The sequence below is a fragment of the Microbacterium sp. LWH13-1.2 genome (genome assembly GCF_038397735.1).
Lineage (GTDB): Bacteria > Actinomycetota > Actinomycetes > Actinomycetales > Microbacteriaceae > Microbacterium.
This window is the reverse complement of sequence record NZ_CP151635.1, coordinates 1,419,336-1,431,692: the sequence shown is the minus strand read 5'-3', so window position 1 is coordinate 1,431,692 and position 12,357 is coordinate 1,419,336. Positions and strand designations below refer to the sequence as shown.

Sequence of the window (12,357 nt, the reverse complement as noted above, 5' to 3'; positions counted from 1 at the left end):
TCGGGTCACTGGTCTTTGCCACACTGAATGCATGACCGTCCTGCGCATCAGCATCCTCTTCCTGCTCGCCGCTGTCGCCGAGATCGGCGGGGCCTGGCTGATCTGGCAGGCGGTCAAGGAGAACCGCGGGTGGCTGTTCGCGGTGCTCGGGGTCATGGCGCTCGGCGCGTACGGCTTCATCGCGGCGCTCCAGCCCGACGCGAACTTCGGGCGCGTGCTCGCCTCGTACGGCGGCGTGTTCATCGCGGGATCCCTGGCATGGGGGATCATCGTCGACGGCTTCAGACCCACGATCTGGGACTGGGTCGGCTCGGCGATCGCGCTGGTCGGTGCGGCGATCATCATCCTGGCGCCGACAGCCGCGAACACCGCGACCGAGGCGGTGTCGTAGCGGTCAGCAGCCCCCGGGCATGCGAGTAGCCTAGATCCAGACCCAGATGGAGTGTGCAGTGCCTGAAAATGCTCAGCCGAAAGACGGCTTCGCCCTGTTCTCTGACCGTTCAGTCGTCGCGATGCGCGTCAACGGAGCCCTCAAGGACCTCGCCACGACAGTGACGGATGCCGACGAGGTCGAGCCGATCACGATCGACAGCCCCGACGGGCTCGACATCCTCCGTCACTCGGCGGCGCACGTGCTCGCGCAGGCGGTGCAGCGGATCAACCCGCAGGCGAACCTCGGCATCGGCCCGCCCATCACCGACGGCTTCTACTACGACTTCGGCGTCGAGACGCCGTTCACGCCCGAGGACATCAAGGCCATCACGAAAGAGATGCAGCGCATCGTCCGTGAGGGCCAGCGCTTCGTGCGCCGTGTCGTCACCGACGACGAGGCACGGGCGGAGCTCGCAGACGAGCCGTTCAAGCTCGAGCTCATCGGTCTCAAGGGCGGCAAAGAGGCGGCAGAGGGTGCATCCGTCGAGGTCGGCGAGGGCGAGCTGACTATCTACGACAACACGACCCGTGACGGCGAGGTGGTCTGGAAGGACCTCTGCCGTGGGCCGCACCTGCCCAACACCCGCATGATCGGCAACGGCTGGGACCTCACCCGGATCGCCGCCGCCTACTGGCGCGGAAGCGAGAAGAACCCGCAGCTGCAGCGCATCTACGGCACGGCGTGGCCGTCGAAGGACGAGCTGCGCGAGTACCAGCACCGTCTCGAGGAGGCCGCCAAGCGCGACCACCGTCGCCTCGGCAAGGAGCTCGATCTGTTCTCGTTCCCCGAGGAGATCGGCTCTGGTCTCTCTGTCTGGCACCCTCGCGGCGGTGTCGTCCGCGGCGAGATGGAGCAGCACGCGCGCAAGCGCCACATCGAGGGCGGCTACACCTACGTGTACACGCCGCACATCTCGAAGGAAGACCTCTTCCTCACCTCGAACCACCTCGTCACATACAAGGAGGGCATGTACCCGCCGATCGTCATGGACGAGGAGCGCGACGACGAGGGCAACATCACCAGACAGGGCCAGGACTACTACCTGAAGCCCATGAACTGCCCGATGCACATCCTGATCTACAAGGAGCGTGCGCGCAGCTACCGCGACCTGCCGCTGCGTTTCGCCGAGAACGGCACCGTCTACCGCAACGAGCTGTCGGGCGCGCTGCACGGCCTCACCCGCGTGCGCGGATTCACCCAGGACGACTCGCACCTCTTCGTCACGCCCGATCAGCTCGAGGCCGAGGTCTCGAAGGTCCTCGAGTTCATCCTGTCGATGCTGCGCGATTTCGGTCTCACCGACTTCGAGCTCGAGCTGTCGATGAAGGACGACGAGAAGTCCAAGTGGATCGGCTCCGACGAGTTCTGGGAGTCGTCGACCGACGCGCTGCGTCGCGTCGCTGTGGCATCCGGTCTGAAGCTCACCGAGGTTCCCGGCGAGGCGGCGTTCTACGGTCCGAAGATCGACCTGAAGACGCGCGACGCGATCGGCCGCACCTGGCAGCTGTCGACCGTGCAGGTCGACCCGAACCTTCCTGAGCGCTTCGAGCTCGAGTACATGGACAAGGACGGCCAGAAGAAGCGGCCGATCATGATCCACCGCGCTCTGTTCGGCTCGATCGAGCGGTTCTTCGCCATTCTGCTCGAGCACTACGCGGGCGACTTCCCCGTGTGGCTGTCTCCCGTGCAGGTCGTGGGCATCCCCGTGGCCGACGAGTTCGCCGACTACCTCAGCGAGGTCATCGACACACTCCGCACACAGGGCGTGCGCGCCGAGCTCGACGCCTCCGACGACCGGATGCAGAAGAAGATCCGCACGCACACGACCGGCAAGGTCCCGCTGCTGCTGATCGCGGGCGAGAAGGATCGCGATGCGGGCACCGTCTCGTTCCGCTACCGCGACGGCACGCAGGAGAACGGCGTGCCGATCGCCGATGCCGTGTCTCGCATCCGTGCCGCGATCGATGCGCACACGCTCGTGCAGACAGCAGGGGACCTGGCGTGACCACGGAGCCTCCACCGTGGGAGGACGCCGGCGAGTTCGCCGGCGTCCCCGACGAGTTCCAGCGGCTGTGGACCCCGCACCGGATGGCATACATCCAGGCGGGCCCCGAGCCGTTGCGCGAGGAATGCCCGTTCTGCGAGGCTCCGAAGTTCCCGGATGCCGAGCGGCTGATCGTCGCCCGGGGTGAGACGGCCTACGTGCTGCTCAACCTGTTCCCGTACAACTCGGGGCACCTCCTGGTCTGCCCGTATCGCCACATCGGCACCTACGACCAGGCCACGCCCGAAGAGGTCGCCGAGATCGGTGCGCTGACCCAGATCGGAATGCGCGTTCTTCGTGAGGTGTCGCGCTGCGACGGCTTCAACCTCGGGATGAACCAGGGCGCCGTCGCGGGCGCCGGCGTCGACGGCCACCTGCACCAGCACATCGTGCCGCGGTGGACGTCGGACGCCAACTTCTTCCCGATCATCGCCAAGACCAAGGCGCTGCCCCAGCTCCTCGGCGAAGTGCGAGAAGCCGTGGCCAACGCCTGGCCGAAGGCCTAGCTCGGGTCAGCGCACCTGGCGTGCGGTGAACTGCATCCGCGGGTTCGCGTAGAACTCCTGCGCCTCGACGAGCTGCAGCTCGCGCGCACCGGACTCGAGGGTGGCGGCGAGCAGGTCGAAGACGCTGGACGCCGTGCGCTCGAGCGCCGTCTTGGCGTCGCCCGTCGCGACATAGTGCGCCGTGAACAGAGCCGCGGTCACGTCACCCGAGCCGTTGGCCTTCATCGGCAGGCGTGGCGTCTGAACGATCCAGGCTCCGGTCTGGTCGGCGACGAGCATCTCGATTGTGCCCTCTTCGCGGTCGGGGCGCTCGACGCTCGTCACGAGCACCGTGCGCGGTCCCATCGCCATCGCCAGATCGACCGAGGCCAGAGTGGACTCCAGCGTGTCAGGCTCGGTGTCAGTGAGGAAGCCGAGCTCGAACTGGTTCGGAGTGATGATGTCGGCGACGGGCACGACCTTCTCGCGCAGGAGGATCGGGATCGCCGGTGCGACGAAGCATCCGGACTTCGCGTTGCCCATCACCGGGTCGCACGCGTACACCGCGTCGGGGTTCGCCGACTTGACGCGGGCGACGGCGTCGATGATCACGTCTCCGATGCCCTCGCCGCCCTGATAGCCGCTGAGCACCGCATCGATCTCGCCGAACACACCGCGCTCCTCGATGCCCGTGATGACCTCACGCACGTCGTTCGGATCGATCAGCGGGCCGCGCCAAGCGCCGTATCCGGTGTGGTTCGAGAAGTTCACCGTGTAGACCGGGAGAACCTCGACGCCGATGCGCTGCAGTGGGAAGACCGCGGCGGAGTTTCCGACATGACCGTACGCGACGGCGGACTGGATGGAGAGGACCTTCATTCCCCGATCCTTTCAGTGAGGGCGGGAGTGCTCCCGCGGCGGTGGATCATCGTGCGGCCGAGACCAGGTCGGCGACGAGCGTCGCGGTGTCGTCTTCGGACAGGTCGTGCACCGTGAGGCGCAGGTGGCGCGATGGGTCGGCGCGCTCATCGAGGGCGAAGTCGTCGCCGGTGCGTGCGAGCCAGCCTCGGCGCATGAGCCGCTCGGCGACGAGGCGCGCAGGCTTCGGCAACTCGATCCACAGACTCAGGCCGTCGGTGGTGGGGGAGTCGAGGCCGTGCTCGCGCAGGCGCGAGGCGAATTCAGCGTTGCGTGCCGCGTAGTGCTCGCGGGCGTCGGCGATGCGCGCGAGCACCGAGTCGTCGGTCAGCTGTGTGAGCGTGAGACGCTGCAGCAGGTGGCTGACCCAGGTGGTCCCGGGGCTCAGGCGCATGGCGAGGCGCTCGGCAGTGGTGGCATCCGTCGCTGCGATCGCGAGGCACATGTCGGGGCCCAGGAACTTCGACACCGAGCGCACCAGTGCGAACCGGCGGTGATCGGGGCCGATCAGCGACTCGTAGGGGCGCTGCGACAGCAGCGAGAAATGGTCGTCCTCGATGATCAGCACGTACGGATGCTCGGCGAGCACGGCACGCAGCTCGGCAGCTCGGCCGGCGGTGAGGCTCGCCCCGGTCGGATTCTGAGCGCGCGGCGTGCAGATCACGGCGCGTACGCCGGCGTCCAGGGCGGAGCGCAGTCCCTCGACCGTCATCCCCTGCTCGTCGACCGGCACGGGTACGGCCCGATACCCGCCGAGCCGGACCGTGTGGATGCTCGCCAGGAAGCAGGGATCCTCGAGCGCGACGGCGTCGTCGCGCATCAGCGCCTGGGCGAGCAGGCGCTCGACGGCGTCGACGGCGCCGCTCGTGATGGTGATGCCGAAGTCGAGGTGACCGAGATCCTGCGCGATCCATCCGCGCGCCCAGTCATCGAGTCCGCGGTCGATCACGGGCTCGCCGTAGAGCACCGGCCGGCCGGCCACCGTCGCCAGCGCGGCCGACGGATCGGGGATCAGACGGGGGTCGGGGTTGCCCGTCCCGACGTCGCGCAGCACGGTGTCGGAGGCGTAGCCCTCCTGGGCGACCGATTCGAGACCGGCGACGACCGTGCCGGCACGCCCTCGCGAGATCACGAGCCCGGCCTGGGCGAGCTGCCGGTACGCGGCGACCGCGGTGTTGCGGTTGACGCCGAGTGTGGTGGCGAGTTCGCGCACGGGAGGCAGGGGACTGCCGGCGCGAAGCACACCGCGGTCGCGCAGGCTGCGCACGCTGTCGGCGATGTCCGCTGCGGTCGTTCCGGTGATCTGGTCGCTCATGTCTCCTCACCACCGATTCTAGGTCGTTCCGGACAGTGCTACTGTTTGGCCTAGATCAAACGAGACATCGTTCGACACACTCATGCACATCGTGCTTCCCCGACAGGAGCTCTCATGACCGAACAGACCACCACCGGATCCTCGCGCGTCAAGCGCGGTCTCGCCGAGATGCTCAAGGGTGGCGTGATCATGGACGTGGTCACCGCCGACCAGGCGAAGATCGCCGAAGACGCGGGCGCCGTCGCAGTCATGGCGCTCGAGCGGGTTCCCGCCGACATCCGTGCGCAGGGCGGTGTCTCGCGCATGAGCGATCCCGACATGATCGACAGCATCATCGCGTCCGTGTCGATCCCTGTGATGGCCAAAGCGCGCATCGGCCACTTCGTCGAAGCGCAGGTGCTGCAGGAGCTCGGCGTCGACTACATCGACGAGTCCGAGGTGCTCTCGCCCGCCGACTACGTGAACCACATCGACAAGTACGGATTCACGGTGCCCTTCGTCTGCGGAGCCACCAACCTCGGCGAGGCTCTCCGCCGCATCAACGAGGGCGCCGCGATGATCCGCTCCAAGGGTGAGGCCGGCACGGGGGATGTCTCCGAGGCGATGAAGCACATCCGCAAGATCCGTGGCGAGATCGCCGCTCTCACGGCCCTTCCGAAGGACGAGCTGTTCGTCGCGGCGAAGGAGCTGCAGGCGCCCTACGAGCTCGTCGCCGAGATCGCCGACACCGGAAAGCTCCCGGTCGTGCTCTTCGTCGCGGGTGGCGTGGCGACTCCGGCGGACGCCGCGATGATGATGCAGCTCGGCGCCGACGGCGTGTTCGTGGGATCCGGCATCTTCAAGTCGGGAAACCCCGCGGAGCGCGCCAAGGCGATCGTCAAGGCGACGACGTTCTTCGACGACGCGAAGGTGATCGCCGAGGTCTCGCGCGGACTCGGAGAGGCGATGGTTGGCATCAACGTGTCCGATCTCCCCGCCCCGCACCGCCTGGCCGAGCGTGGCTGGTAGTCCACGGGTCGGCGTCCTCGCTCTGCAGGGCGACGTCCGCGAGCACGCCGCCGTGCTCGCGGGCCTCGGCGCTGAGGTCACGCTGGTGCGTCGCCCGGAGGAGCTGGCGGTCGTCGACGGCCTCGTCATCCCCGGCGGCGAGTCGAGCGTGATCGACAAGCTGTCGCGCATCTTCGGGATGCAGGAGCCGATCCGCGCCGCGATCGCGACGGGTCTTCCGGTGTACGGCACGTGCGCCGGGCTGATCCTGCTCGCGGACGAGGTGCTCGACGGTATCGAGGGGCAGCAGTCGTTCGGCGGCATGGACGTGAGCGTTCGCCGCAATGCCTTCGGTCGTCAGACCGAGTCGTTCGAGATCGGCCTCGACGTGCCGCTGCTGGGCGACGTGCCGGTGCACGCGACATTCATCCGTGCGCCGATCGTCGAGCGCGCAGGCGACGGGGTCGAGGTGCTCGTCTCGCTGCCGGACGGCGGGATCGTCGCGGTGCGTCAGGGGGCGCTTCTCGGCACCAGCTTCCACCCCGAGGTCGACGGAGAGACCCGATTCCACGAGGTTCTCCTCGAGAACGTCAGGGATCGCGCCGCTCGTCGATGACACGCTCGCGGGCGACCCGCCACGCACCAGGGGTGACAGGCCGGAGCCCGAAGTCGGACTAATCTCTTTCGAGTGACTGGATCCAGGGCTGAGGCCGCGTACGCGCGTGCCGTCACCGCATTCAGCACCCCGACCCTCGATCTCCTGCACGGTCGGTTCGCCCCGTTCGTGGTGGCGTCGCTCACTCTCCTGTTCCACGCGGACCGGGCGTCGGTCGCGGTCGCGGACGCCCATGCCGAACTGGGCGAAGTGCTCGACGAGCTCCGCGCGGCGGGCCATGACGAGGACGACAGGAAGCTGCCGTCCGGAAGCGCCCGCGACGTATGTCGGAACTGGGTGCGTCTCGGCTGGCTGATCCAGCAGATCGACGACGACGTCGAGGTCTATCGCCTGTCGGCCCACGCCGTCGCCGCGCTCGAGATCTCGGGCCGCACCGGCGGTGGGCGCACTCGCGTGTCGAACTCCCGTGTGCGCACTCTGCTCGACGCCGTCGAGCACCTCTCGGTCAGCGCCGAGGTCGACCCGGTTCGCCGCCTGTCGCGACTGCACGCGGAGCGCGATCTGCTCGATGCCGAGATCGCTCGCATCGAGGAATCCGGACATGCAGAGCCTGCAGACGACGAAGAGCTTCTCGAAGAGGCGGAGAACGTGCTGCATCTGGCCCGTGAGCTGCCTGCCGACTTCACTCGAGTCGCCGAGTCGCTCCGGTCCATGCAGCGTGACGTCGTCGCCCACCTCCGGAGGGACGAGAGGCCGACGAGCGAGGTGCTTCGCGAGTACCTTCAGCGCGCGCAGGATGTGATGCAGTCGACCCCGGAGGGACGCGCCTTCGCGGGAGCTCTGCGCCTGATCGGCGACCCCGACCGCATCGACGCCCTCACCGAGCAGCTCAGAGGCCTCCTCGACCAGCCGTTCGCGCGCATGCTCGACGGCACGCAGCGCGCGGAGCTCGATGCGATCGCGCGACGCGTGGAGCTGGGGGTGGAAGAGGTTCTGGCCGCGCAGCGTCGCGCCTCGCATGTGATCACCGGCCAGGTGAAGACCCACGATCCGCTGCGTGATCGCCAGATCGACGACCTCCTCCGAGACGTCATCGCAGGGCTCCACGGGTGGGTCGGGCCGGCGACGGCCGTCGACCCGGTGCGCAGCATGCCGCTGATCGACCTCGGTCATCTGCGCCAGACCACGAGCGACATCCGTCCTCCGCGCGCTCCGGCGCCCCTCGCCGACGCGGATGATGTCGACTTCCTCGATCACGACACGCGCGCGTGGGGCGGACCGAGGTATGCCGAGCTCGAGGCGTATGTCGCCGGGCTCGGACCGGACTTCGACCTCGCCGAGGCCTTCCGCGAGGTGCCTGAATCGGCTCGACGCCCTGTCGACCTCCTCGGTCTTCTCGAGATCGCCCATCGGAACGGTCTCACCGACGGAGAGGGGATCTCGACGGTCGAAGCGCTGCGACCCGACGGGACGACTCGCCGATTCGCCTTCGGCACCGTGATTGCCCGCAGCACGAAAGAGGATGCAGATGAGTGACGACGACCTCACCACAGCCGTCGTGGACGAGGGCTTCATCGCCCCCACGGCGATGGAGGACGACCTCGAGGCGCACTTCCCGGGTGACCGCGGCACGCTCGATCCCGAGATCAGGCGCGTGCTCGTGCACCTGCTCCAGCGCCGTTTCCTCTCGATGGAGCGCAACCGTCGCGAGTGGACGCTGCTGCTCGAGCACCAGCAGGTGATCGAGTCGCGACTCAATGACATCTACCTGCGGCTGATCATCGATCACGCACGAGGATTCGCGTACAAGCAGCAGTTGCGTTCCGATGAAGTCGAGATGCCCGTGCTGCTGAAGGATTCTCCGTATTCGCGAGCGGAGACGCTCGTCCTCGTGCATCTGCGAACCGTCTATCAGCGCGAGTCCGCATCCGGCGAGGGCTCCGTGCGGATCGACATCGAAGATGTCGAGCAGACGGTCCTCAGCTACTTCGCCGATGTCGACGGTGGAACAGCGAAGCAGCAGCGGGCGATCCGCAGCGCGCTGGACCGGTTGGACCGAGAGGGAATCGTGCAGGAGGAGACCAGCGGGCGGTATCGGATCACCGCTCTCGTCGAGGTGGTGCTCAGCGCCGAGACGCTCAAAGAGCTGCGGGAGTGGCTGCGAGCCCAGGCGGTGGTGGCACGATGACGATGATGGACACGCTCTTCGGGATGATCCCCGCGAGCTCCCGAGGCCAGCAGTGGGTCGCCGAAGAGCTGCAGCTCATCAACTGGGGCGGCTACGACGGTGGGCCGCACCGGGTGCGGTTCTCACCGGATGCGACCCTGCTGTGCGGCGGTTCGGGGTCGGGCAAGTCCACGCTCATGGACGGCTACATCGCGCTGATGATGCCGCACACGACACCGTTCAACGGTGCCTCCAACGGCGGGGTGACGGGGCGCCCGCGCGGTGAGGAGCAGCGCAACATCCTGTCGTACGGTCGGGGCAAGATCGACGAGTCCCGCACCGACGAGGGAACCAGGCTCCGCGTGCTGCGCGGTGACGGCGAGGACACCTGGAGCGCCGTCTCGATGACCTGGCTGGATCACGACGGGTCGCGCTTCACGGCGGTGCGCGGCTGGTACATCCCGGCGGATGCCCGGACGCTCGAGGACACCACGAGGCTTCGCGCCACGATCGACGGCGCCTTCGATCTCACGCACCTCGAGCGGGCCGTGGCTCAGCGTCTGAACGACGCGTCGGTGCGGGCCGTCGGGCTCGATCCGGTCGCGACCGATCGCGAGTTCTCGGCGCGCCTGCACGCGGTGCTCGGAATCGGTGCCGCAGGATCCGGTGCCAAGGCGATCAGCCTCCTCGCCCGGATCCAGGCCGGCCAGCAGATCACCACGGTCGACGACCTGTACAAGAAGCTCGTGCTCGAGGAACCCGAGACGATGGCGACCGCGGACGCGGTGGTCGCTCACTTCGACGAGCTCGAGAGCACGCGTACGAGGATGCTGGTCGCGAAGCAGCAGGTGGCGGCTCTCGAGCCGATTCGGGGGATCTCCGAGCGCATCGAGGCAGCGTCTGAGCGGATGCGGGTCGTGGACGAGGTCGGAGTCTTCTCCGAGCCGACCTCGCTCGCGGCACTGTGGAGCGCTGAACGTCGTCTCGACCTCCTGCGCGAGGTGGAGACCGACCTGCGCGACCGGACCCAGGCCCTCCAGCTGGCAGTGCGAGAGAAGAACGCCCTCATCGCCGCTGCTGAGGTCGAGCGTGAAGGGCTTCTGGACGTGCTGCGGCAGTCGGGAGGCGATCGCCTGGAGACTGCTCAGCGTGAGCTGCGCGGCGTCGAACGCCGGCTCGAGGACATCCAGCGCGAGCGGTCCCGTTTCGACGCCGTCGCAGCCGAGCTCGGCGCCGACGTGCATGACGCGGCCGGATTCGAGGACCTGCTCGCCCGTCTCGGTCGAGACCTCCCGCAGGCCGGTCTCCGTGCTGCGCGTACCGCATTCGCCGATGCCGAGTCTGCGCGCAGAACTGCTGCGAGCGAGCTCGCCCGGGTGCAGGCCGAACGGGAGCGCGCCCGAGAACTGCGCGGGAGCATTCCTGCGCATCTGGACGAGTCGAGAGCCATCCTCGCCCGGGCTGCCGGACTCGCTCCGACGGATCTGCCGTTCGTCGGAGAGCTGATCGAGGTGCGCACAGAGTTCGAGCCCTGGCGGGACGCGTTCAACCTCGCGCTCGGCGGATTCGCACGGACGCTGCTGATCGACGTCGCGAACCTCGGACGCTTCCGTGCCGCCATCGACTCCGTCCGCACCGCAGAGCGGATCACCTACGAAGGCGTGCACACCGGTCTCCCCGAGTCGAGCACCGCTGACCCGCGAACGCTTCCCGGCCGTCTCGACCATCGGTCCACCCCCTTCACCGGGTGGCTCCAGCAGAGACTCCGCGAGCGGTTCGAGTACGTGTGCGTCGACTCCTCGTCCGAGCTCGCTGAGCATCCTCGTGCGCTCACGCTCGCGGGACAGGTGTCTCAGGGCGACCGGGGGTCGCATGGCGGTCACGGACGCGCGAACCTGCTCGGATTCTCGAATGCGCGCCGCCTGCGTGAACTCGACGAGCAGATCGCCGAACTCGAGAGTCGACGGGATGCTGCCGCCTCGGCGGCCGCCGAGGCGGAGGCTGGCCTCGACCGGATCGAGGCCACAGCGAAAGCGCACGCGAAGATCGAGGACCTCACGTGGGATCAGATCGACGTCGAGGCCGTCGCGGCGCAGCGCGCGCGCTGGCTCGCGGTCGAAGCGGAGGTCACCGACGAGAACCCCGAGATCGCCGAGCTGCGTTCTCAGGCCGAGGAGCTCCGCAGGCGGGCAAGCCGTCTGCGGGATGAGAACTCCCGCCTGGGCGGTGACCTCACGGTCGCTCAGGATCGATGGGTGGAGGTGACCGACCAGGTCGACGCCTGTCAGCGGATCGTCGACGCGGCAGAGGCAGCCGATATCGCTCTCGAGAAGCGGCACCGTTCCTTCCTCGACGCGCGCTTCCTCGGTGCCGACTCGGCCGTCAGCGTCACCGCGTCGGAGCGGCTCGCCCACCTCGATTCCGCGCTGCGTACAGCGGCGACCAGGCTGCTCGAGGATCGCACGTCGGCTGCTGCGGCGCACGCCGACCAGCGCGAGCAGATGCGACGCCTGATGACGGGGTTCCTCGAGCGTTGGGACACCCTGACGATCCTGGCCGACCCCGATGAGTCGGTCGCCGAGTTCGAGGGCATTCTCGAGGCGCTCGAGACCAACGGCTTGCACGAGCTGGAGTCCGAGTGGCGAGACAGTCTGCTCAAGCTCTCCGGCAACGATCTGACCAGCCTCGATTCGACGCTCGGTCGCTCGCTGCGCGAGATCAAGAACCGCATCGACCCGATCAACAGGATCATGGAGGAACTGCCGTTCTACGACGACGAGCATCGCCTGCAGATCACGCCGCGCGAGAATCAGTCCGAAGCGCGCAGGCGATTCCGTCGGGAGCTGCGCGAGGTGCGCGGCCTCATCGATGCAGCGGCGACGGATGCGGATCGCGAGAGCGTCTACCGGAGGATGAGTCGCCTGATCGGCCGGATGCGGCGGACCGCGCCTGATTTCGCGGAGCTCATCGATGTGCGCAACCACGTCAGGGTGAGTGCCGAACGGATCCATGCCACCACACGCGAGCACGTGGCCCTCTACGACCACATCGGCGAGAAGTCCGGGGGAGAGTCGCAGGAGCTCGTCGCGTTCATCGTCGGGGCGGCGCTCCGATATCAGCTCGGCGACGCGGGGGCTGAGCGTCCGCGATACGCGCCGGTGTTCATGGACGAGGCACTCATCAAGGCAGACGCGCACTTCACGAAGCGTGCGATCGGTGCGTGGCGGGGTCTCGGCTTCCAGCTCGTGATCGGCGCGCCGAACGACAAGTACAGTGCGATCGAACCGCATGTCGACGTCGAGTACGACATCCTGAAGGACACCCGTGGTCGCTCGTGGGCTCGGCCCAAGGTCGGTCTGCCCGCCGGAACCGAGTGATCGCACTCGACGCGG

At 67.9% G+C, this 12,357-nt stretch carries 10 protein-coding genes; 8 read left to right on the top strand and 2 right to left on the bottom strand.

From position 1 onward, the window contains the following. Positions 1 to 31: 31 nt before the first annotated feature. The 3 genes from MRBLWH13_RS06665 to MRBLWH13_RS06655 all read left to right on the top strand — a co-directional run bounded on the left by MRBLWH13_RS06665 (position 32) and on the right by MRBLWH13_RS06655 (position 2,983). On the top strand, positions 32 to 391 hold the full coding sequence (locus MRBLWH13_RS06665) for a YnfA family protein (protein WP_341957471.1): 360 nt from the start codon (positions 32 to 34) through the stop codon (positions 389 to 391). Positions 392 to 512: 121 nt separating this feature from the next. Then, positions 513 to 2,438, top strand: a complete 1,926-nt coding sequence (thrS, locus tag MRBLWH13_RS06660; protein ID WP_341958241.1) for a threonine--tRNA ligase — start codon at positions 513 to 515, stop codon at positions 2,436 to 2,438. Continuing rightward, entirely contained in the window at positions 2,435 to 2,983 is a 549-nt protein-coding gene (locus MRBLWH13_RS06655; RefSeq protein WP_341957470.1) for an HIT domain-containing protein, read from the top strand. Before thrS ends, MRBLWH13_RS06655 begins: the two co-directional genes overlap by 4 nt. A gap of 6 nt (positions 2,984 to 2,989) precedes the next feature. Here MRBLWH13_RS06655 and pdxY read toward each other — a convergent pair whose 3' ends face one another. Then, positions 2,990 to 3,841 (bottom strand): pyridoxal kinase PdxY, encoded by an 852-nt coding sequence (gene pdxY, locus MRBLWH13_RS06650; protein ID WP_341957469.1) that lies wholly within the window; start codon positions 3,839 to 3,841, stop codon positions 2,990 to 2,992. Between the two features lie 46 nt (positions 3,842 to 3,887). Then, positions 3,888 to 5,195, bottom strand: a complete 1,308-nt coding sequence (locus MRBLWH13_RS06645) for an aminotransferase class I/II-fold pyridoxal phosphate-dependent enzyme (RefSeq protein WP_341957468.1) — start codon at positions 5,193 to 5,195, stop codon at positions 3,888 to 3,890. Positions 5,196 to 5,309: 114 nt separating this feature from the next. Here MRBLWH13_RS06645 and pdxS point away from each other — a divergent pair, with 114 nt between their 5' ends. From pdxS to MRBLWH13_RS06620, 5 genes are all read left to right on the top strand, one after another. Further along, positions 5,310 to 6,203, top strand: coding sequence for a pyridoxal 5'-phosphate synthase lyase subunit PdxS (gene pdxS, locus MRBLWH13_RS06640; RefSeq protein WP_341957467.1), 894 nt, complete (start codon positions 5,310 to 5,312; stop codon positions 6,201 to 6,203). Continuing rightward, the gene (gene pdxT, locus MRBLWH13_RS06635) at positions 6,193 to 6,798 is read left to right on the top strand and encodes a pyridoxal 5'-phosphate synthase glutaminase subunit PdxT (protein WP_341957466.1); all 606 of its coding nucleotides are present in this window, start codon (positions 6,193 to 6,195) and stop codon (positions 6,796 to 6,798) included. Before pdxS ends, pdxT begins: the two co-directional genes overlap by 11 nt. 72 nt (positions 6,799 to 6,870) lie before the next feature. Next, positions 6,871 to 8,334 (top strand): DUF3375 domain-containing protein, encoded by a 1,464-nt coding sequence (locus tag MRBLWH13_RS06630; RefSeq protein ID WP_341957465.1) that lies wholly within the window; start codon positions 6,871 to 6,873, stop codon positions 8,332 to 8,334. Then, on the top strand, positions 8,327 to 8,986 hold the full coding sequence (locus tag MRBLWH13_RS06625) for a DUF4194 domain-containing protein (protein WP_056510267.1): 660 nt from the start codon (positions 8,327 to 8,329) through the stop codon (positions 8,984 to 8,986). The genes MRBLWH13_RS06630 and MRBLWH13_RS06625 overlap by 8 nt, the downstream gene beginning before the upstream one ends. Then, complete coding sequence (locus MRBLWH13_RS06620; RefSeq protein WP_341958240.1) at positions 8,983 to 12,342, top strand: SbcC/MukB-like Walker B domain-containing protein; 3,360 nt, start codon at positions 8,983 to 8,985, stop codon at positions 12,340 to 12,342. Before MRBLWH13_RS06625 ends, MRBLWH13_RS06620 begins: the two co-directional genes overlap by 4 nt. Positions 12,343 to 12,357 lie beyond the last annotated feature (15 nt).